The sequence below is a fragment of the Ruegeria sp. CDSA236 genome (assembly GCF_059611285.1).
In genome coordinates, this window is record NZ_JBXWPG010000003.1 from 297,748 (window position 1) to 320,157 (window position 22,410).

Sequence of the window (22,410 nt, forward strand, 5' to 3'; positions counted from 1 at the left end):
TCCTGTGGTATGACGTTTGTGTCAACGTCGGGTTGTCGTTTTGGGAGGGCATGGCGGATCGGAGGATTAGTCATGGAAATACCAAACTTACCTGCCATTCGCGCACTTCGGCCAGCCTGGAACAAGGGCCGCATTGTCGGTCAGAAGCGGCCACTGAAACCTAAGCATGGCTGGGCAATCCGGGTGCGGCTTGAATTGGCAGAGAACCATCGTGATCTTGCTCTGTTCAATATGGCAATCGACAGCAAGCTTCGCCGCTGCGACCTTGTGAAGATGAAAGTATTGGATGTACTGGCGTCAGGCCAGATCAGGGAACGCGCCTCAGTGCTGCAGAACAAGACGCAGAAGTCAGTTCGGTTTGAGATATCGGATGGCACCCACACATCCGTCGAGAAATGGATGGAATACGAATTGATGGTCGGATCAGAGTATCTTTGGCTAGGCTGTTCTCATGAGCGCCTTCACATATCGCCACGTCAATATGCGTGGATTGTTCGGGACTGGGTCACGTCGATCGGACTGGAAGTCAGTGCATAGGGCACGCATTCGATGCGGCGAACGAAAGTCACTCAGATCTACAAGAAGACTGGCAACTTTCGCGCCGTTCAGCTTCTGTTCGGGCACACAAAGATGAACAGTACAGTCAGGTATCTTGGCGTTGAACTTGAGGGTGCCTTGGCCATTGATGAAGCTATTGAAATCAAACATCTCTGGGCCGCCTACACGGTCGGCCCTTACCGGTCACTCGACATGTCTTCACGATGCTGCGGTTGCAGCCCACTTTGCGGTCATTCGCTACGACAGCAATATCTCAACACAAGCGAACTCACAGAACGCGGGACGAAGCTGCCGGTTGCTGTCCAGCAGAATTGCCATGTAGTTGAACGACGAAGCTTGCCTTCGAGAGGCTAGATCAAGTGGCGCCGACACTCGCTTCTCGAAGCAGGAACCTTTGAATTTTGCCGCTGGGTGTCTTTGGCAGTTCTTCAACGAATTCGATAAGCCGAGGATAGGCGTGTGCAGAAAGGCGCTGTTTTACATAATCCTTCAGCTCTGCAGCTAACTCCTCATTACCTTCTGTGCCTTCCGCCAGTACGACCACCGCTTTCACTATTTCGGTCCGTTCCTTGTCCGGCACGCCTACGACTGCCGCCTCCGTCACAGAAGGGTGTTCAATCAGAGCGCTTTCAACGTCAAACGGTCCGATGCGGTAACCCGAAGAGGTGATAACGTCGTCGTTCCGCCCTACGAAAGTAATACATCCGTGTTCGTCCCGCTCCACCGTGTCCCCGGTAAGATAGTATCCGTTCTCGATCGATTTGTTGCCCTTGTTCAGGTAGCCGCTAAAGAACAAGAGAGGTGAATCCTCGGTGTTGACGGCCAATTGACCAGGCTCATTGAAATCAGCGATGCTGCCATCCTCGGCCAGAACCTCGACCCTGTATCCCGGCATAACATAGCCGGCCGATCCCGGACGGACCGGATGTTCGAGCCCGTGATGATTATTCACCAGCATACCCGTTTCGGTCTGCCCATAGTGATCTTTGATCGGCGCATTCAGTTCGGTCTCGAACCAGCGGATGACTTCGGGGTTTAGCGGCTCGCCTGCGCTGCTGATGCACCGGATCTGATCGCGCAGCTGTGACGCGCGCTCGGTTCCGGCGGCGATGATTAGTCGAAACGCAGTGGGCGCGCCTGCAAAGTTAGTCACATTCAATCTCGAAATCACGTCATATGTACTGTCCACTGTGAATGGCCCCTCGACCAGAGTGGTTGCATGACCCAATAGTAGCGGGCCGATCAACGCATAGTATAGACCATAGGCCCAGCCCGGATCGGCAATGTTCCAGAAAACATCCTCATGCCGCAGACCGATCCCTTCGATCATGTAAGATCTAAAGGCAGGCAGAGCTTTTAGGGGCACGGGAACTCCTTTTGCGGGACCTGTAGTTCCAGATGTCGCCATCATGAACATCAGGTCATCGCCGTTCCGCAATACCGGGACGAACTCAGGCGATTGCGAGGCCATTGCCCGGCGGAAATCAATGTCTCCCCCAACAACCTCTTGTCGCGTGTCAGCAATCATCGCGACAGGCGGGCAACCTTCCACTTCGTTGAGCTTTTTGCGGTTCGCGGCGTCAGTCACAACCATCTTCGCGCCGCTCATGGTCAAACGGTCCTGAATGGCCTTGGGCCCAAAGGCTGTAAACAAAGGTTGATAGGCAGCGCCAGCTCGGAGGGCGCCAAGAACAACCGTCACAAGATCCGGGGTGCGCGGAAACAGACCCGCCACGATGTCACCGGGTTGGATACCTTGTTCTTTCAGCAAGTTGGCGAAGCGTGCAGCTTCATCGCGCAACTGTCTAAAGTCGCGGGTCTCATAGTGCCCGTCCAATGCAATCCAGTTCAAAGCCAGGGGATTGCCCTGCAAATGGACATCACAACATTCTACGCATGCATTGATCCCGTCGCTGAAATTACCGAAAAAGACAGACTTCGCGACGTCCAGATCAAATTTCTCCACCGCTTTGGAGTATTCTGGGGAAGTCCCAGAGTCAGAATTCGATTCCATCAAAACGTATTCCTCCAAATGCAGCCCTAAATTACCTTGCACTCAAATAGGTCGAATTTCCACGTTGGAGATTACGCGAACATCTGCGCGCCACGAGTGGTCCATTCAGTCCCGAACCAAAGCTCGATTTGGCACGAGACGGTAGGGCAACGGTCCAATGCATGACAGATGAAATGGGAGTGAGCCGACGCTCGTTACAGAGAAACCTAAACGCGTCAAGATTCACATTTTCGGGGATACGCGACCAGGCTGTAAATCATGCAGCATTGCTCGTGCAAATGGTCTAGGTCAAGGCAGGCTCGTTCGACCATCGGAACTTTGCCTCTCAGCGAATTTCATCGAACTGGTCATTGAAGGCCGCGCTGGAATGCGAAAATTGAGCAGCCCATTTACTGCGGTTGGTTTGAACAATAAGAATGGCTGTCAATCCTGACGTCAATTTTAGAAAACGCGGGAGCATTCCCGCTACACGGAGCAATGACAAATCAACTACTTGCCTGCGAGTTGGAATTTAAGAGCACACCATGCAAAACGTGGTAGTTCACGAAGATTCTACCCTGCGTAACGGTTTTTCCTGATCTTGCTCAGACGGTACCTGTTGCGATTTTTAAATGATCATTTTAATATGCTCCGATGGGTAGACCACGATCATATTCACGCGAAGCTGTAGTTGAAAAAGCCATGGGTGTTTTTTGGCAAAACGGCTACAAAGCTGCATCGATAAGTGACGTTGTCCGCGAAACCGGGCTGAACACGGCCAGCATGTACAAGGAGTTTGGAGACAAGGAAGGATTGTTCTCAGCAGCTTTGGATCATTACCGCGATCATGTTATCGGGCCGCGCTATCGTATTTTGATCGACAACCCTAACTTAGAGGGCGTCGAAATGTTTCTCCGAAACGTTTTTGTGGGGGCCGCCAAGTCGGAATACAAGGGCTGCCTGATGATGAACCACCTTGCACAAAAGCATGTGATAAGTCCTGAGGCCGCAAAGCAAGTGGGCGCGTTCTGCGCAGAAGTCGAGTCATTGGTTGAAACCGCTCTTCGTAATGCCCAGGCGGATGGAGACATCGGGGCGGAGAAGGACACGGCGCAGCTTGCAAGCTTTGTGGTTTTTTGCGTTCACGGGACCGTCTTGTATGGGCGGCACGACGAAAAAAAGCACGTGATACCAAATTTTTACGACTTTATCATGAGGGAAATTCGCGAGTGAAGTTCATCCTTCATTTATTTTAAAATTGATTTTTTAAAATAAATGTTCTAAAACCACCCCATCCAGACGGAATTGAAGGCAACGACACGCTGGACGTAAGTGAAACAGGGATAGGAGAAACAAGATGAGTATTTCCGAAACGGCTATGGCCTTCTTTGATGCATGCGAAACAGGCAAAGGCTGGAACGTTTGCAAGACATACTGTCAGGACGGTGCCGCTTTTACATGTGAAGCCGACGCATTGGCCGATATCTCGACAATCGAAGGTTATACAGCTTGGACCGCTGGAATCTTGACCCCAATCCCAGATGGCAATTACGACATCACCTCATTCTCGACTGATCACGAACGCAACATCGTAACGGCCACAGCAGTATTCAGCGGCAAACAAACCGGTGAAGGTGGACCAGTTCCTGCCACCGGCAAAGAAATCGCAACCAACTATGCCTACGTTATGGAATTTGAAGGTGATAAGATCGCCCGAATGACCAAAATCTGGAATGATGGGCACTCTCTAAAACAACTCGGATGGGAGTAGTGACGTCGCTATAGCGGCGGCGCCATTTAGGGGCTGTTTTGCGGAACTTGGTAACCACTTCGGGCTCTCACCGGCAACTTTCCGTCTGAGCTCCAGCCTACACACCATGATGACCGTCTAAGGCGCATTTGGACCCAAAGTGGTTTTGAACCCTTTGTAGGTCAAAATAACCACGCCAAACACTCTTTTGGGGAGCGTGCCATGTCAACACAAACTGGATATCTGTTGATCGCCGACATTTCCGGCTACACAAAATTTTTGACCACTTCGGAAATGGATCACGCTAATCCGATTTTGCATTCCTTGCTGGGCGTACTGGTCGAACAGGTGGGTGATCCGCTCCATTTCTGGAAAACCGAAGGCGATGCCGTTCTGGCATATTCGACGCGGCAGGATTTCCCCTCCGGCGAGACCTTCCTGACCATCTGCGAGAATCTCTACAACGCATTTGCTCTTCGTCGGCAGGACATAATTGCCAACACAACCTGTACCTGCAACGCGTGTGCCAATGTCGGAGGGCTGGATTTGAAGGTTATCGCCCATCATGGCCAGTTCGAAGAAATGCAACTTGGCCCGGTAAAAGACTTTTCCGGCGCCGACGTTGTTCTGGTCCACCGAATGGCCAAGACGAACGTTGCTGAAGCCACCGGTGTGCGCAGTTACGCGCTGTTCAGCGAGGCCGCTGCAAACGCAATGGATATCAAAGGCATAGTGGAACCGTTTTCACAGGACATCGAACATTTTGGCGAGGTTTCGATGAAGGTCTACGATTTGGCTAAATCTTGGGAACGTTTGCGTGCCAACCGCGAGCGCCATTTTCTGACCGAAGAAGACGGCGTTTGGACGTTCCTCCATCATTTCGACGCCCCAATTGCAGTCGTTTGGGAGGCGTTGGTCGCGCCGGAACTAAAGCTGAAATGGATGAACCGTGTACAGGAAATCACCGTCGACAGCCCACAAGGGCGTCTCGGCAATGGGGCGGGATATCATTGCTCTCACGAATTGGCGGACTTTTTCTATCGCATCACTGATTGGGAACCGTTCGACTATTTCTCGACCTGCATCCAGGATCCGGCGCGCACTGGAGTAAGCCTGCCCGAGACATATCAGCTGACGCAAACGAACTCTGGCACCGACTTGCGATACACAATCGGTCAAGCGACGGATGCCGAAGGCAATAGGTCGGAAATCTCAGAACAGGAGGTTTCATCGTTCCTGGCAGAATTCTGGGCCACATCGTTTTCTGATCTGGACGAACAACTCAACGCCTCGAAGTAAGAGCGCTTTGTTGGGACGGCTTACATTGCGTCGGCAACCGCGAAATGCTGCTCTCTGTGATGTGTATGATGTCTGACGCCATCGCCTACCGAACATTGGAGCAACAGTAACGTTTTCCCATGCCCTGCTTCCCACGATCAATCCAACGGCCCTACCCCTCATAAACTCAGGGACAACATTTCACTCAGGGATTTCCACGGTTCCTACTATGTGGGTTCGCCTCAAAGGTAGTGCTTGGTACATCGACACAATGTCCGTCGTGGCTATGCCCTCGCCAGTCATCCCATCATAGCGCCCGGTTCCGACGATAATTTCCCAAGAGTTTGCCGCGCCTTTTTCCCCTGCTTTCCAACGCATAGTGAAAGTGTCTTCGCCCTCACCAAAAATGCATATTCCGGAGATTGAGTTGGTCCCATCTTGGTAACCGAACCCCGATCCAAGGCATCGAGCAAGCCCGCCGTCAACAGGACCTTCGATAACTTCAAATCCTCCTTTGTTGTCGGCGATGTGGAAAATATGATCACCAAGGTCAAAGTTTTCCTGAGAAAGCGGATAGAAATTATTAAGCTCGATGCGTTGCTCCTCGGCACTGGTCGCAGTACTAGTAGCGGCCAAGACCGAGATCAAAATTAGGTATTTCATTAAGGCCTCCTAAGGCTCCATTCACCTTAAGAGTATTAGTGACATTAGCAAACGACGGGCATGTTAATTACGGCTATTCATGTGCGCCCGCTCGTCTCGACCCGCCAGTATGTGCGAATTGTCCGGGAATGGGTGAAGCCCATAGACCTTGAGGCGAGCACCAACGGAACGCATTCTAAGAGGTGAACCAAGGTTACTCAGATCTGCAGAAACATTGACAATCTGCGCAATAAGCGACTTCTGCCTGGACATACAAAATTGGATAGGACGGTACGGTATTCTGGCCTAGAGTTGGAGGACACATTGGCCATCGCGGAAGCTTTTGAAATTTAGAGCCACAGGGTCGTTTTCCTAGACGGCCCAAACCGGACATTGGCTACAGCGTGGTGATGCTGCGGTCGCAACCCACTTTCCGGACATTCGCTGCGAGAGCGAAGCCCCTGGCGCGCTGAGCACATACAACACAAGACTTGTCGGACTTTCCCAAAGCCCCTTAACTTAAACGGAAGTTACCTACTGGTTCTTGTTGGTGCTAGTAACCGCACGCCAACCTTCCTTTGGCGGCCTGTCTAGCAGGTCTTGGGCGCGGGTCATCATGGCGACTGAGGCGGGGTCTCCGTTTCGCGCCTGGTCTGCGGCCGCGAATGCGGCAACGGCCTCTTCAAACCGCCCTGTCCGATAATGTGTAAGGCCTCGTTCATAAGCCTCTATCCAGGCAAATGATCCAACACGCCCATCCGCCATCGCGATCAGTTCGTAGACCACCAGCTCTTCAACACGTCCAAACACGGTAAGCGTGTCCAACTCACGGACCACGATTGCGTCAGCGGCCTGTCGCCTCGTTTCCGGCCCGACCAGGATCAGCGTTCCATAGTCTTTGTTGGCCCCTTCCAACCGACTGGCAACGTTCACGACATCACCAATCGCGGTGTAGTTCAACCGCTGCTCTGATCCGATATTTCCGACCAGAGCCTCGCCGCTGTTCACCCCGATCCTGACGCGTAGGGGGTTGCCGGCCTCATCTTCAATTCCGGACGCGCCCACGGCGGCGACAAGGTCCAGCGCTGCGCGGCAAGCATTTTCAGCGTGATTGGCATCTTTACGCGGCGCCCCCCAAAACGCCATCACGGCATCGCCAATAAACTTGTCGATCGTCCCACCGTTTTGAGTAATGGCCGCTGAGGCTGCGCTGAAGAAGGGCTCCATCAGCTGGACAATATTTGGGCCAAGTTTTTCGGACAGCCCTGTGAAACCCGCTACATCGCAAAACAACACAGAGATCTGTTTCATTTCTCCGCCCGGCTGTATCTTGATGCCCTCAGCAACCAGCATACGCACGAGATCGGTGGGCACGTATTTTCGGAAAGCGGACAAACCAGCGGCCATGCTCGCGGTTGCCGCAGAAAGATTGGCAAGCTCAGACAGTCTGGAGGGTCTGCGCTCAATGCGTTCGACGTCAAAGCGTTCGATTTTGCCAAGATCTTCGGCGATGCGTGCCAACGGATTTGCGACAATGCTTCGGATCAGCCAGATCGCCAGCCCGGTTGCGACGACTACCACACCGATCAAAACGTATATCAAGTTTATCAGCGCTTCATCGATGCTCGACAGAAACGCCGCTTCGGGTATGACCGTGGCAACGCGCCAGCCGTAAAACCCCAGTGGCGTCAGCGCCACCGCATAAGGCACGCCGTCGATGACGACACGTTTCGTCAACGTGCCCTGGGCATTCGCCTGGGGGTCTGCCAACAACCTTTCGCCTGAGATCATGGCAACTTCATAAAGCTTCCCTTCGCCCATTCGCGCCGGGGTAATCTCATCCGCTTCTGCATCAGGTACCGCAATAACTTTGCCGTCAGCGTTCAGAATAAATGCCGCGCCGAATTCGCCGGGCGCAAGCGTGGCGAGAAAACGTGACAAACGATCCGTTTCGATTGCAACAGCCAGAACACCTTGCCGCGTTCGGTTGACGTCTATCGGACCAGCAAAGGCGTAAACGGTTTTTTTACTATCCGGAAGGTCGCGCGTTTCGATCCACCCCGCAGAGCTGAGCCCCATGAAGTTTTCAAACCAGGCGTGTTCGCGCGGATCATAGGATGTTTCAGTAAAGGCCCGCTCCTCGAACTGAATGTCACCCGGGATAAAGATGTAGCGATCCCTCCGCAGCATTCGATCGCGGATTCCCTTGTCGATTTCAATCATCTCAAGCCCGCCGTCACCTAAACGGTGCGACGCGAAAAAATTGCCATCGGGCCAGCCAAAGAACATCCATGAGATATTCAGCTGCGCCTGCAGTTGCGACAGAAAAACAAACTCGCGCTTGTCGGCCTGTCGCGTCGCGATGACGTTCTGGACAAAGATCGTGCGAACGGCTGCCCAGGCGGCTTCGGCCGACCTAAGCGTCACCCCCACCTCGATGCGGACAGTGTTCGCGATCTGGCCGTTGATTTCAGCTGCAAGCATGCGGCTATTGTCGCGCGCAGTCGTCCACCATAGGGAATGGACAATAAAGGTCGACACTCCGATAGACACAGCCACCAGAATTGACACAGCGATGCCCACGCTAAGTCGCACTTAAATCTCCGCCAAATTACTCATATTCTTCAGTATTGAATTGAGATTGCTAGGAGGGCACAACTTTTTTAGACCTATCCCGAAATCTCACGCAACTGTTAGGTAGCAGCAAAGGATTGTGTTGAAGCGGGCGCTTGAACATTGACTACTGTAGCTGACCTTTGCGATTTTTCCAGACGCTGTGTGCAAATGAACGGGCGGCCCGAACCTGCCATTGGCAGATTTGTCCCACCACTGCGCTGCAGCTCATCAAAGGAGACATTCGCCGCAGCCACAAAATCGGCAGGTCTACGAACTAACAGCTCGCGAAAGGAATCTGCCGTTCATCTACTCTGCCCTTCCGACCGCATATTGCGGGAAGAGCCACCGTTGGTCCGAATTCGCAAGTTCGGTATGATCTTAGCGGCTTTGTCGCAAAATTCTCTGAAGTGTGAGGGCTGGTTGGAATTTACTAAGTTCAAGCGGTTTGGTTCGCAAACTGCTTGAACGGGCAGATTCCGACTCCGAACTGACCCTTTCTGATCATCTGCGCAACTTCAATCCCATCGAGCGTTGCAGAGGCGGACGCAGTTTCGCTTCTGGCGACGTGCCTTGTCGGCAATCAATGGCGCATATTTGACGATCCAACGGTTCAGCGTCGCGTGATCAACCTTAACTCTGCGCTCAGCCAGGATTTCTTCCAGATCCCGATACGACACTGAGTAGCGCAGATAGGAAAACACCTCGTGCAAGATCACATCTTTTGGGAAATGCGAGCCCTTGAATGAGATCGTCACCGGATGCTCCTGTCAATTTTGGGCTGGTCAAAAATATTGTTTTCTCCAGTGACAGAATAATTAAGTCTATTGAGAACCAGTACCGCCAACTACTAATCCAAGTATATAAGGGCGCTTCTTGATAAACGTGGCCTTTGTGCCGAATGGGCAAAGCATTGGTTTTTCACCCGTCGCGCAAACAAACCGCACCAGGGAATGGCGAACGACATCTAATCTGATCTCTAAACGGCGGCGGCTGCTACCTGAAGGGTGCGTTGTGGGCTAACACTTGCCAGATCTCAGGCGTTAGCCCTGGATGCTAGCATTGGATCGAGTTCCCTTTCAGCACATAGAAGCCAGCCATCTAGCGCGCTCCTGTAGAAAACTTGACAGTTACCGGGTTTGCGCCTTTGACGCGCAGCTCCGCCACATGCTCACCTAGCTTGGGTACATCGATCCAAGCATCCAGATCTTTGGCGACCTTCTTGCCGTCCAGATACCATTCAACAGATTTTGCTTCGGTGCGGCCAGTGAATGTACCCCAGAGATGCAGCGGTCGGTCCGGGCGCACCACTTGCCCCTCAGAGGGGTGAATAATGGCGAGTTCGGGTGGCGCTGGTGGCAGTTTAACTTGCTTGGTGTCTGCCGTTGCGGTGAAGTAACCGTCATGAGCAAGGACCCTAATCCAAACCTTGTCGACCGGAATGGTGTTGGGGTCGATCTCTACGCTGTTACCTCTCGCACCAACCCTGAGCCCGTTCCAGCGTTCACCATCAGAAGACCATTGCAGCCAAATATCGGGATCGTAACTACGCTTGGCCCCGGTCGTTTTCCAGGAAACCTTTAGACCAGACTTGCCAATGCTGGCTTCAGCCGAAGCCAATTTAACCGGCCGTGTCGGTCGCTTGCGCTCCCATACGACTGCGTCCCCCTGGCAGATGCGGATTGCAATTCCAGAGCCGACATCGCCCATTGCCGCAATGAAACTATACGGCGGTTTAGGCGGATCCTTTTTATCGCCTCCGCCGCAACCGCAGCCATCGCCATTGGCGTCGTGATTATCCATTGTGAACACCGGCGCAGATGAGATCACCTCGTCCTTGTCCCCGATCAACTGCAAAACTAGATCGGTACGCGCGCCAGACATCCGCAAGGGCCGGGTTGGAACCCGTACGAGGCTTGCGACCGAGACCTGCATGTCTTTGCCGACCTCACCCACGATCGTCACGAAAGGACGCATCTGGTCTTGCCGATCGACTTCCATGGCGCCTGCCCCCACCGAATTGCCGCCAGACACGCCCGTTGCCAGCACTACCGGGTCAAATTCGGCGCGGTTCAGCATATAGTTATGCGTAAAGATCGAGACCCACCGGGGGCCGCAATAACCCATCAGATCCTCACTGTTGGCCGGCCGGTGTATTGTCCCGTCATTTGTGTCGAGCCCGTATTCGCCGATGCTCGCATCCGAATAGACAGTGTTGCCATTGCTATCGGTCGTTGTCATGCCGGTATCGTAAGGCTCGTAAAGCGGGTAGCTCGCGTTCGGCGTGCCGACCGTGCCACATGGGGCATGTGGTAAACCCGCCTGATGGCCCAACTCATGCGCTAACGTGACCGGGCTACCGGACAAGCCAGCGCCGTTGCCGCCGCTGGCGCATCCTGTGTTGCCATGCGAGCGCGGGATCGCCGCATTGACCAGTCCATAGTAAAGCCAATCGCCCTGATTACCGTCATTCGTGCGCGCGTTAGCCACGAAATTCAGGATCGGCGTCCAGTTGGGATCGCACCCCCCCGCTGGGAAATTGTTGTTTGTCAGACCTTGTGTTGTTGTCTGACTGTCGATGATCCGCACGTTGGGCGTACTGCCTACCGGGAAAACCCGAAGGGCAAAGCTGGTATCAGCGGCAACTTGCGCTGCGTTGGGGGCAGGCAAGGTAATATTGGCGCCGCCGCCCATCGGTGGACCGTTATAGCCAATTGTGACGGCTGCAACGCGCAACTCTTGCTCAAGGTCGACATCAACAAGCTGTTGGGCCGTGCCGCTGCCTCCATAGCAATCGTCTGGCGACGAGACAGTGATAGAAAGGCGCAAGAGCCCGGTCATCACGTTGGCAGGGATAATGAAGTTCAGCGTCGCATCAATGTCGCGTCTCTCTGCGTCGTAGCTCGAGAAACTGTCCTGCGCTGTCACCGGGGCATTGGTCGGAACGATATTGGCCACCGTGGACCAGATCCCACCAACCCGGCGTTCCACTTGAAGTGTGCCACTGACATTGCCGAGCTGCCCATTATCGAAATTCGGATCCTGCCCACTGCGCAGATATGTCCGCACCCAGGCCGATTTATTGGCAACAAGTTGAAGGGAGTTGTCCGGGCCGCGGTCAGCTGGATCAGTCAGATGCTGGTTGGCTCGGAAATACTGTATCGCCTGCGTTACCTCGACCCCGTCGATGGATAGATCCGGCGGGTTCTGGAAAACGAGGTCTAAGCCCTGACTTACTGTAGGAGGTTTACATTTACCGGTCACGACGATTTCGACCCGCACTCGGGTCGTTTGGTCGAAGTCAGTCTGATCGAAGTCCCAGCGTCCCAGATCGGGGGCCGGTGAAATCTGCGCAATGGCAGCGCCGGTGTCTGTATTGACGATGCGCACAGTCACTGAGTCAGCGGCGCAGACCTTCCAGCGGATTTTCAGAACCTCGCCGGGTAACAGGCAGTCGTCGTTCTGATGCCCTTTGACGATAAACTTGAGAATGTCAGCGCTTGTGCCTTCGAACTCAGCCAACATCGTGCCGCTTTTTCGATAGTCCAGGAAACGATCGCAGACGCTGATCGTTTGGGTCGGAGGAATGATCGCCAAACCACATCCTGCACTGGACGGGACGATCACGCAGATGCGTTCGTCTGACCACGAGGTCGGCACAGCGATCGGACCGGGGTTCATCGTGCCATGCTGGGTGAACTGCACTTGCCCCGCAATATCGCCAAACCCGCACCCGCAGATCGCAACCGTGTCACCGGGGCAGGCACGCTCTGGGTTGATCTTGGTCACGGTGTAGCATTCGATACTGCACCAGTTTCTATAGGCATCCGTGATGCAATCCAGGATGGGCTGGCGGACACAAGTTTGACAGCAAGGCATTTGTCCACAAGGGGTTTGACCGGTGCAGATGCACATCACATATTCGAGCAGATCCTTAAAATGACGCCCTGCGTGCGGCTTCTTGCAGATCAGGTTGACAGCTGCTTCATGAAGCGCGGTCAACACCTGGAACCGGCAACGTTGTTCAAGCAGCGCGCCGACGTATTTGATCATTGTTGGTCTGTGACCACAGGATACATGCATGGCCGCAAAGACCATCAAGCTCATGTCTTTGTCAGCGATCAGGGACTTACCGGTCGGGCAGACATGGTCGGAACAGCACACCGGGTTGGGTTTGGATTTGATGGGCTTACAGCTGTCATCATTACAGTCGTCGGAAAAAATGTCCTGCAAGATACCGCCTGCATCATCCCCGGATGCGCCGCCACAGCCACAGCCTGTTGGCGACGTGGCACAAAGAGCATTGAGTACATCCACATAGCGCCCCTTGGCAGCGACGTCTCCGTTCAGAACACTCCAGGCATCACTAAGCGAGTTGTCAAAAATCGCAAGCGTCGGGCGGATGCACTCAAAGAAGTGAGTGCGCTTGCGCAGCAACCGATCAGCATCCGCAAGCTCAAGCGCTTCCTCAATGTCATCGAGAACGCTTTCTGGCAAAAACGGCTTATCCGGTGCAGCCCAGCTTAACGGGCGCCTCAGGTGACACGCCAGCTTCTTTGCTGGGATGGCGACGTCGATTTTAATATCGTCGGTGCAGGAACAATCCTCAATCTTGAGCCGGGCTTTATGGATGCGCACGCCATCGCGGTCGCGCAGCTTTATCCGCAATTCCATCGGACCTGCACATCGACAGTCTTCGGGTATTTTCGACGAATCCACTATGAGCACAAATCGGCCATCGGCGGCCGTCAGGACGCATCCAAGATCGATTTTACAGCCATCTCGCTTGCGCCAGCCATCCCCAAATACCGCTTGAATCTTGACCAATATACCGTGTACGGGCTGACCGTTTTCCTGTTGGGTGACACGACCGAAAACAGATTGAATAAGACTGGACATAGCTAAAGTAAGCCTCCGTTTTAAAAATGAACTTCTGTCAATTTCTCTTGGGAATTGCGCCAAATAGGACGCTTTACACCAATCTCGACCAAGTGTGATTTGCAAATTTGGAATAGTGTTAATGCTGCTTAAATATGCTTTTATTTTGCTCCAAAATACCCAAAATGTCAATCAGGTGCCACCTAGGGCATCGCCGCTCGGAGGCATTAACAGCAATGGACACCGCACTCCTTCCGCACGGTGCCAAGTGCAATATGCCGCACAGCTCTGATGTGAAGAACTGGTTATTGTGCAATTTTACCGCGCACGCAGCCAAAAGCACTGAGCGGCCCATAAGAGACATTCGGCACCCTGCTGGCATTCTGCGGTCGCAGCCCGCATTCCGATCAGTCGCTGCAAGTGCAAATTTTGGCGCTACTCGAACTCACACATTGCAGGACAAAGCCCGCTTTCGCTGCGAATGCGCCTACGGCTGCTTTCGGAAATTGGCCGGGCTGAAAGGCTCTTATCCGTAATAGAGCTGTGACGTTTGAATTTGTTACTTTTTGCCTTATTGGACGGCCATAGAAACTCGATCGTGTCTTGGGGAGCATCCGAATTTGCGTGCATATTCCCGCGAAAACTGGGCCGAGCTTTCGTATCCGACGCCATAGGCAATCTCGGACACTTTCGACCCGGTTGTGCGCAGCTCGTTGCGGGCCTGCATCAACCGCAGGTCCTTTTGGTATTGCAAGGGAGACGTTCCAGTGACCGCCTTGAACTGCTCAAAAAAGGCCGAGTTGCTCATACCAACACGCCCGGCAAGCTCGGGAACACTCAGTGACCGACCCAGATCAGAGCGGATTTCGTGTGTCGCTGCAAAGATTCTGCTGGCCACGTTTTCATGCCACACCAGTTTCTGAAGCGTGCCGCCATGCTTGCCAATCAACAGGCGGGCATGGATTTCCCGCGCTGTTATGGGGGCGAGCATGCACCGTGTCTCATCGGTTTCGCACTGTTGGAAATAGCGCAACAGCGCGTCCTGTAACGCATCATCCGTATCTGCGAGGCAAATCGAAAACGGGTCCGATACACGGGCACCAGATGACGGTGGCAGCGACGACGCCAAGGCGCGCATCACATCCAGATCCAAAGGGAATACGAGTGCGACATAGGGATGCTCGGGCGTTGCGTTGGTGACCTGCGAGACCACGGGCAAGGCATTGCTGACGATCAGTGATTGCCCAGCCCCAACTGTCAGGATTCTCGTGCTGGTGCCAACCTCCTTTGCGCCCTGCAGCACCGCACACAAAAGAGGACGGTAGACATTGGCCTCTTGTTGGGTTGGCGTCGGATGGGTCAGGAACACCGTTCCGCTTTCTTCATGCTGAAGAACGCCCTGGCCGATCCCTTTCTGGTCAAGCAGTGTCGAAACGTAGTCCAACAAATCCTGGGGTTCCATGTCCGCCTCCCTTGGTTTGTCCTCCTTTAGCATGGGCGCAGCCTTATTTCTTAAAAAAACTCCGTTTCTGGAGAAATGTGCTAATTTTTTGGAGAATAGAAAAAGATTCCCACAGAATTCTTGAGTATTATGCGCAAAGGCATCAGGGGATCAAAGATATGAAGACCATTCTAATTACCGGCGCGTCGTCCGGTATCGGCGCGGCAACGGCCCGGTATTTTCAGGCCAGGGGATGGAACGTCGTTGCCACGATGCGGACCCCTACCCGCGGCTCGGATCTTGCCAATTTGGAGAACGTCCACCTGGTGCGGCTGGACGTGACGGATGCCGACTCAATCGCGACGGCCGTGGCAGGGGGCATCGAACGCTTTGGACAGATCGACGTTTTGCTGAACAATGCAGGCTATGGGGCCTATGGCGCGCTCGAAGCCTTTACGATGGACCGCATCCGACGCCAGTTCGACACCAACGTGATCGGCTTGATGGAGGTGACCAAAGCGGTGCTTCCCCACTTTCGTCAAAACCGTTCCGGCACGGTGATCAATATCTCGTCCATCGGTGGGCAGATCACCTTCCCGCTGGGCGCGCTTTATCATGGCACCAAGTTTGCGGTGGAAGGTCTGTCTGAAGCCCTGCACTACGAGTTGGAACCGTTGGGCATACGGGTGCGTATTGTTCAGCCTGGCATGATCCAGACGAATTTCGGCGGCAGCTCGTTCGATTTTGCGATGGATGAAAATCTGTCAGACTACGTGCCGATGGCCGAAGCTATGGGGCGCCTGTTCGGCAAACTCGCATCGAACCCTTCTGCGCCAGAGACGGTTGCCGAGGTGATTTGGGACGCGGCCAACAACACCGGCGACCGTTTGCGGTATCGCGCAGGACCTGATGCCGAGGCTTTGCTGGATGCCCGCAAACAACAAGACGATGCGGCGTTTATCGGGGGCATTAAACAAAAGATGGCGCCCTGAAACACGACGTGACCCGTCATCAAGAGAGGGAACAACATGTACCAAAAAGCAATCGATAAAGGCGGCCTGGCCGTTGTCACCGGGGCGGCAAGTGGCGTGGGCTTCGCTGTGGCCAAACGGTTCTTGCAGGCGGGTCTGGGTGTTGTGCTGGTCGATTTTCCGGGAGAGGCGCTGGACAAAGCCGAGCCGGATTTGATCGAACTGGCGGATACGTCCCAGACGGTTCGGGCGATCCCCGCGGACGTGACCAACGCCGCAGCCATGACGGATCTCGCCGATCAGGTCTTTGAACTCGGAGAGGTGGCTGTCTTGATGAACAATGCCGGGATTGCGTTGCCGACCGGCAGTTGGGAAAACAGCGAGAACTGGCGGAAACTGATAGAGGTCAATCTGTTTGGCGTCATGAACGGAGTGCACGCCTTCCTGCCGCGGATGATCGCCGCAGCGCGCCCTGCCGTGGTCATCAACACAGGCTCGAAACAGGGGATCACCACGCCGCCCGGAAACGCCGCCTATAACACCAGCAAGGCCGCTGTGAAGGTCATGACCGAGATGCTGGCCCACGAGCTGCGCGAGGCGGGTGCCGAGATCAGCGCCCATTTGTTTGTGCCCGGCTTTACCTACACGGGCATGATCCAGAAGTTCATGCCCGAAAAGCCCGCGGCGGCATGGTCAAGCGACGAGGCGATCGACTATCTGCTGCAGCGCATGTCGAACGGAGATTTCTATATTCTCTGCCCCGACAACGATGTCTCAGAAGCCCGCGACAGGAAACGCGTCGAATGGGCCTTGGGTGATATTATCCATAACCGGCCCGCGCTGTCGCGCTGGCATCCTGGCTATGCGGATGCCTTTGCCGCCCACGAGGTCTCGGAATAGCCGCTCCATAAGTGCGGCCGTAAATGGAGCCAACAAAACTGCTATCCAAATCACAAGGCTTACACCTCGTCGAAATACCTAGCGGACATTCGTACGAAGCGCGGCATCTGAGACTTCGGGCTCTCCTTAAACCTATGCCGCGACTTGCACCGAGGGCCGCTCTGGTACGAAACGACTTTTGCGGCACGCGTGTGAACAGACAAAACGCGGGACAATCCGGACACTTGGATGAATGGCGACGACGCGCATTTCTGCACATCGTTCCGATCGGCTAGGCAACGACCGCCGAGGTCACGACAGACGGAATTGGCACGTCCCATTCAGGACCCGCACCGTGCTTTGCCAGAACTTTGGCCACAACTGCCGCTCGGATTGCGGCCGAATTCGTTGTAGGTTGAGGGCGCAAAAGGGCGCCACCTCGGGCCGTTCCTTCAAGAAAGAAATCGAACGGTGCGCCCGGATCACTAACCTGCCATTTCGACGCGACGAAGGTTTGATGGCAATCTGAAAAACCGGCCTTGGCGAGTACGGGAAAGGCGATAGTCGGATCGGCATAATCATTTGCCCCGGGACCCGGTGGCAAGGCAATCTCTGGCGACCCGTGTTCCTCAATGGCGCCAAAAACATACCCCAGTGCAGTGTCAACTTCGGGCCCGCACCACACCGAATACGCCAGCCGACCGCCGTCGCGCAAAACACGGCGAACTTCTGCCAACACTTTCGGGGGGTCCGGCATATGCGGCATCCCAAAGCCAATTGTTACAGCGTCAAACGTATTGTCTTCAAAGCTCAAGGCCATCGCATCGCCTTCAACGAACTGAGCCTGTGGCACCGCCAGCCGCGCCATCTCAAGCATGGCGGGTGAGAAATCAAGGCCCGTTACGCGAGCACCTGTGTTGAAAAGGCCTGCGGATACATTGCCATGTCCGCAGCACAAATCGAGCACACGAGTGTCCGGTCCAGCACAAACCGCAGCGACCAGGTGTGGGACAACCATGTCCGCCGCCTTGGCAAACACCTCGGCATAGGACTGTGCCACATCGTACTTGGCCCATTCGCGCCTTTCGAGGGCGGCAAATGTGTCCTGTTCCTGATTGTCAGGCATCCAACATCTCCTCAGTCGCCACGTTTCGGAGGACCGCCGAAAGGGGCAAATTGTCAAGTTCGCCAAATGAAATGGGCATTCGCCGTCATTTGCGGGTAGGTTGCTTTGGGTGCAAAGCAGTCGATTGATGCGGTATCAAAACCCCATTTTTTGGTTCGCTTCGTGAATTGTACAGCGTGTGGGACTAAATTAACTTCCATCGCACCTATTCTGCAGCAGCGCTTCTGCAATAACACGATGCTCGGATGGGGACCTCTGCCCTAGCCAGCGCTTGGTCAAGCAACTCCGCGACGTGGCGCCGCTCAACCTCTTCTCCGCGGGCCTCAAGGCACTCGTGCAGCCCGTGGAGCGACCAGACGTTGCGCGGGTGTTGAACCGGGCGTGGCAGGGTATCATCTAGACCCAGATCTGCGCGGTAGATCGGCTCGGCCTCGGCGAACCGGCCCTGATCCATCAGCAGGGCAGCCAACGCATGCCGCGGTGGTTGCATCCAGCCCCAGGGTTCATCGTAGACCAGCCCGTCAGACGCAGCGATGGCCGCCTCCAGACGTAGAAGGCCGTTCTCAACCTCGCCTGATTTGTATAGCAACTCGCCTTCGGCCATAGCCGCCGCAATTTTCAAGACGTCGCGGGCTTCGTTGTTGAACATGAAGCGATCCTCGCCGACCTTATCCTGTGCAGCACGGAATTCCGCAAATGCCGCGCGGGCCTCGTCGATGCGCCCCAGGTTGGCCAGGGCGACGGTGCGCCCGTAAAGGGTCAGCGCGGTAGTGAAGCAAAAGAGCGCCTGATCTTCAGGAAGCGTCTCATCCAACAGCGCCTGCCACATGCCGAACCGCACCAACACGTGAATACGCATACCCCAGAAGGCTTCAAACAATACGGGAAGGTACGCGACCGTTTCGCGCGGCAGGACTTCCTGCAGCCGCGTTGCAGCGGCAAGCGCCTGCGACTTTCGCCCCATGAACATCGCGCCGTAGGCCTCAAAGTGGATGTTATGCAAACGGTAGACAGTATAGAAATTCTGGGCTCCCGCGTAGGCTTCATATGCTTCGTCAACTTCCGCGGCCCGGTGATTTCGCCAAATGACATTCTGGTAGTCACCACACAGCACGTCGATGTGCGTCCCCATATGCACCAGATGCCCGGAATCCGGCACAAGATCCAGCAGGCGATCCCCATGCGACAGGGCCAGCTCGGGCCAGGGCGACATCTCCATTAGGTGGATATAGAGGTGCAACAACCCCGGATGGTCCCAAGCACCAGCGTTGTTTGAGAATGCGGTTTCGAGAACGTTTCGCGCCTCTTCTGTCGATGCGCCGTCTGAAGGTTGATTTTTCTCAATGTCCCAAAGCCCCCAGGGGGTGCGATTCATGAGCGCCTCAGCAAACACTGTCGCCACCTCAAGGTCGTTCGGGTGGGCCGCGTAGATCGGGCACATCGCATCAGCGAATGCGTCGTTCCACGGACCGAAATCCTCGACTTCCGGGTCGGTCGGATACCGCGCCGTGAGCGCCTCGATCATCGCCGCGGCGACTGTGTTGATGCCTGCTTGCGCCTTGGCCGTCGACAGGGCTTCGTGCGCTTCTTTCAGGACCGAGATCCGCTCCTCAAGCTCGAAAAAATCCCACTCTTTGTTGTAGTTTGGACCAATCGCAAAGGCCAACCCCCAATAGGCCCACGCACAGGCGCGATCCGCTGCAATCGCCTTGCGAAAACAATCCGCCGCCTCTTCGTGGTTGAAGCCAAAGGTCCAGTTCAGACCGCGGTCGAACCACGTTTGCGCTTCATTTGATGCGGATGCGCCGGGCCGTGAATAGGTCCCAAGGTCGAAATAGCTCATGCGTCCCCCCCCAAGCATTTGAAAATGAACATCTTATTCAAAACCGTCAAATTTCGAACGATCGCGTTCGACGTCCTTCTGAACGGTCTAGCGGCGTGCAGGCCACTTCATCTCCAATCAATGGAGATGAGCAGAGATTACATTTCTCGGTCCCATTTTCCAACACCCAGCCGGAATTGACATGCGCGAAGTTGGCTTTTGATGACCCAAAATGGTGATTTCGAGTGATCGGCCCAGAAAACCCAATTCTCCGATATAGGCGTAGATAGATAAAGGCCGCTTTGGACTCTCTGCTGACGACTCATAGCCAATAGATGACGAGAGCTGCGAGGGCGATTGCTGAGAGGAAGACCTTCGGGCACCTGTCGTAACGGGTTGCCACACGGCGCCAATCCTTGAGCCTGCCAAACATGATCTCGATCCGGTTGCGGCGTTTGTATCGGCGCTTGTCGTACTTCACCGTTGTCTTGCGCTGCTTCCGACCGGGGATACAAGCGCGTATCCCTTTGTCTTGCAACGCTTTTCGGTGCCAATCGGCATCGTACCCGCGATCTCCGAGTAGCCAATCGACATTCGGTATGCCGCTGAACAGAGCCCGAGCACCGATGTAGTCGCTGACCTGTCCTGCGGTTATGAACAGGTTCAGCGGGCGTCCCTGACTGTCGCAGATGGCGTGCAGTTTGGTGTTCAAGCCGCCCTTGGTTCGGCCAATCAGGCGTCCACGCCCCCCTTTTTGACGCCCATGCTGGTCGCTGTCCGATGAGCCTTCAGATAGGTCGCGTCGATCATTACAGTCTTCTGTTCGCCGTGCTCGGCGGCCAGACCGGCCATCATTCGCGCGAAGATGCCCTTGTCGCTCCACCGTTTCCATCGATTGTACAGCGTCTTGTGCGGTCCATAGGCGGCAGGGGCATCCCACCACCGCAAACCTCCGATTGATGAAGATAATCCCGCTCAACACACGCCTGTCATCGACGCGCGGCTTGCCGTGGGGCTTCGGGAAAAACGGCTCCAGACGCGCCATTTGCGCATCCGTAAGTCAGAAGAGATCAGACATGTTCACCGCTCGTTTTTGAACCGTGAATCACGCCGCAAAACGGAAATCAATGGGTCCAGACCCTAACAATCAACTTGGACCAGTCAGATGAGGCTGTTCAATGTCTGCTTCCAATTCGGCAATACGAAACCGTCGTTTTCTATGATCGTAGTTAGGGAACTCACTTATGCTCCGTATTTTTTAACGCGGATTACATCGAGGGGAAACGCTTCGCTGCACAGGCGACCAAACCTATGCAGCGGCCCATTCAGCTCGCTGAGGCAAGTGATTTCTTGGGATCGTAAAACGGGATCGGCACGACAGTGCACATACGCATTTCGCTCAACTTATCTACCTGTAGGACCCCGCCTGATGCTGCGTAGTCGATGCTGATCATCGCAAGTGAGATGTTCTTTTCCAGTCTTGGGGAATAGATCGCAGACGTGACCGCGCCGACCTGCACGCCACCCTTGATAATGGGCCAAAAGAAATCATTGGATCCGATAAAAGGATCACCGTCAATTTCCAGACCGATTAGCTGTTGCGACACGCCCTGTTCCTTGATCTTGGTTAAGGCCGCCTTGCTGACAAAATCAGCCTCCGTGTCCAGATCGACAAGACGCCCCATACCCAGCTCATAGGGGTTGTTCGCAAGGTTCATATCCGCGTGATACGACAACATGCCCGCCTCGATCCGGCGAATGCTCGATGTATGGCCGGGCTTGAGACCCAAAGGAGTGCCAACGACCATCAGATGTTCCCAAAGCCGGTCACCTTGTGATCCGTCGCGCAGGAAAATCTCGTAACCAAGCTCGCTTGACCATCCGGTGCGTGAAATAATCAAAGGCACGCCGTCCCAGTCAAATTCCATGAACCGGTAGTATTTGAGCTCGGTCGGGGCATCGCCAAAGGCTGCGCGCAGAACGTCGCGGGATTTGGGGCCTTGCAGCTGCAACGGTGACACGTCGGGTTCGGAAATCTCCACATCCATGCCGGAATTCACCGCAATACCGCGCGCCCAGAGAAGGACGTCACTGTCCGCAATAGACAGCCAAAAATGATCCTCGGCCAGTTTCAGAAGAATCGGATCGTTGATGATCCCGCCGCTCTGGTCGGTAATCAGTACGTATTTACATTGTCCGACCTCACATTTCGAAAGATCACGGCAGCTGAGGAATTGGGTGAACTTTGCCGCGTCCGGTCCTTTGATCTCGACCTGACGCTCGACAGAGACGTCACACAGGATCGCCTCATTGACCAGATTCCAGAAATTCTGCCTCGGATCGCCAAAATCGCGGGGGATGTACATGTGGTTGTAGACGGAAAATCCTTTGCCCCCCCACCGCAAGGCTGCGTCGGAGTAAGGGGATTTTCGGACCTGTGTTCCGAAGCTGAACTGGGC

The 22,410-nt window shown here is 54.7% G+C and carries 15 protein-coding genes and 2 pseudogenes; 7 read left to right on the top strand and 10 right to left on the bottom strand.

The features are described 5' to 3' along the window. Positions 1-72: 72 nt before the first annotated feature. Positions 73-702: pseudogene (locus AC2FLB_RS07480) on the top strand (tyrosine-type recombinase/integrase); the annotation flags it as partial. Positions 703-913: 211 nt separating this feature from the next. Here the strand turns inward: AC2FLB_RS07480 and AC2FLB_RS07485 are convergent. After that, positions 914-2,410 (bottom strand): AMP-binding protein, encoded by a 1,497-nt coding sequence (locus tag AC2FLB_RS07485; RefSeq protein ID WP_496708968.1) that lies wholly within the window; start codon positions 2,408-2,410, stop codon positions 914-916. 843 nt (positions 2,411-3,253) lie between these two features. Between AC2FLB_RS07485 and AC2FLB_RS07490 the strand changes: the two genes are divergently transcribed. The 3 genes from AC2FLB_RS07490 (at position 3,254) to AC2FLB_RS07500 (ending at position 5,600) form a co-directional block, all read left to right on the top strand. Then, on the top strand, positions 3,254-3,784 hold the full coding sequence (locus AC2FLB_RS07490) for a TetR/AcrR family transcriptional regulator (protein ID WP_496708969.1): 531 nt from the start codon (positions 3,254-3,256) through the stop codon (positions 3,782-3,784). Between the two features lie 124 nt (positions 3,785-3,908). Next, positions 3,909-4,322 (top strand): ester cyclase, encoded by a 414-nt coding sequence (locus AC2FLB_RS07495; RefSeq protein WP_496708970.1) that lies wholly within the window; start codon positions 3,909-3,911, stop codon positions 4,320-4,322. Between the two features lie 201 nt (positions 4,323-4,523). After that, a complete protein-coding gene (locus AC2FLB_RS07500) occupies positions 4,524-5,600 on the top strand; it encodes a DUF2652 domain-containing protein (protein WP_496708971.1) in 1,077 nt (358 codons plus the stop codon). 180 nt (positions 5,601-5,780) lie between these two features. On the opposite strand, the gene AC2FLB_RS07505 is transcribed toward AC2FLB_RS07500, so the two are convergent. From AC2FLB_RS07505 to AC2FLB_RS07520, 4 genes and pseudogenes are all read right to left on the bottom strand, one after another. Beyond that, positions 5,781-6,242 (bottom strand): hypothetical protein, encoded by a 462-nt coding sequence (locus AC2FLB_RS07505; RefSeq protein WP_496708972.1) that lies wholly within the window; start codon positions 6,240-6,242, stop codon positions 5,781-5,783. A gap of 513 nt (positions 6,243-6,755) precedes the next feature. After that, positions 6,756-8,816, bottom strand: a complete 2,061-nt coding sequence (locus tag AC2FLB_RS07510) for an adenylate/guanylate cyclase domain-containing protein (protein WP_496708973.1) — start codon at positions 8,814-8,816, stop codon at positions 6,756-6,758. Positions 8,817-9,388: 572 nt separating this feature from the next. After that, positions 9,389-9,592: pseudogene (locus AC2FLB_RS07515) on the bottom strand (IS6 family transposase); the annotation flags it as partial. 343 nt (positions 9,593-9,935) lie between these two features. Next, complete coding sequence (locus tag AC2FLB_RS07520) at positions 9,936-13,331, bottom strand: hypothetical protein (RefSeq protein WP_496708974.1); 3,396 nt, start codon at positions 13,329-13,331, stop codon at positions 9,936-9,938. Positions 13,332-13,373: 42 nt separating this feature from the next. On the opposite strand from AC2FLB_RS07520, the gene AC2FLB_RS07525 reads away from it, so the two are divergent. Further along, a complete protein-coding gene (locus tag AC2FLB_RS07525) occupies positions 13,374-13,739 on the top strand; it encodes a hypothetical protein (protein ID WP_496708975.1) in 366 nt (121 codons plus the stop codon). 544 nt (positions 13,740-14,283) lie between these two features. Here AC2FLB_RS07525 and AC2FLB_RS07530 read toward each other — a convergent pair. Then, positions 14,284-15,174 carry an AraC family transcriptional regulator gene (locus AC2FLB_RS07530; protein ID WP_496691952.1) on the bottom strand — a complete coding sequence of 297 codons (891 nt, stop codon included), beginning with the start codon at positions 15,172-15,174 and terminating at the stop codon, positions 14,284-14,286. A 158-nt stretch (positions 15,175-15,332) separates the two neighbouring features. Between AC2FLB_RS07530 and AC2FLB_RS07535 the strand changes: the two genes are divergently transcribed. Next, a complete protein-coding gene (locus tag AC2FLB_RS07535) occupies positions 15,333-16,145 on the top strand; it encodes an SDR family oxidoreductase (protein ID WP_496708976.1) in 813 nt (270 codons plus the stop codon). Positions 16,146-16,181: 36 nt separating this feature from the next. Beyond that, positions 16,182-17,024: an SDR family NAD(P)-dependent oxidoreductase gene (locus tag AC2FLB_RS07540; protein WP_496708977.1), complete on the top strand. Its 843-nt coding sequence runs from the start codon at positions 16,182-16,184 to the stop codon at positions 17,022-17,024. A 271-nt stretch (positions 17,025-17,295) separates the two neighbouring features. On the opposite strand, the gene AC2FLB_RS07545 is transcribed toward AC2FLB_RS07540, so the two are convergent. The 4 genes from AC2FLB_RS07545 to AC2FLB_RS07560 form a co-directional block, all read right to left on the bottom strand. Next, the gene (locus tag AC2FLB_RS07545; RefSeq protein ID WP_496708978.1) at positions 17,296-18,129 is read right to left on the bottom strand and encodes a class I SAM-dependent methyltransferase; all 834 of its coding nucleotides are present in this window, start codon (positions 18,127-18,129) and stop codon (positions 17,296-17,298) included. 205 nt (positions 18,130-18,334) lie between these two features. Further along, positions 18,335-19,972 carry a hypothetical protein gene (locus tag AC2FLB_RS07550; RefSeq protein WP_496708979.1) on the bottom strand — a complete coding sequence of 546 codons (1,638 nt, stop codon included), beginning with the start codon at positions 19,970-19,972 and terminating at the stop codon, positions 18,335-18,337. A gap of 301 nt (positions 19,973-20,273) precedes the next feature. Further along, a complete protein-coding gene (locus AC2FLB_RS07555; protein WP_496708980.1) occupies positions 20,274-20,996 on the bottom strand; it encodes an IS5 family transposase in 723 nt (240 codons plus the stop codon). Between the two features lie 280 nt (positions 20,997-21,276). After that, positions 21,277-22,317 (bottom strand): glycine cleavage T C-terminal barrel domain-containing protein, encoded by a 1,041-nt coding sequence (locus AC2FLB_RS07560; RefSeq protein ID WP_496708981.1) that lies wholly within the window; start codon positions 22,315-22,317, stop codon positions 21,277-21,279. Positions 22,318-22,410: the final 93 nt, after the last annotated feature.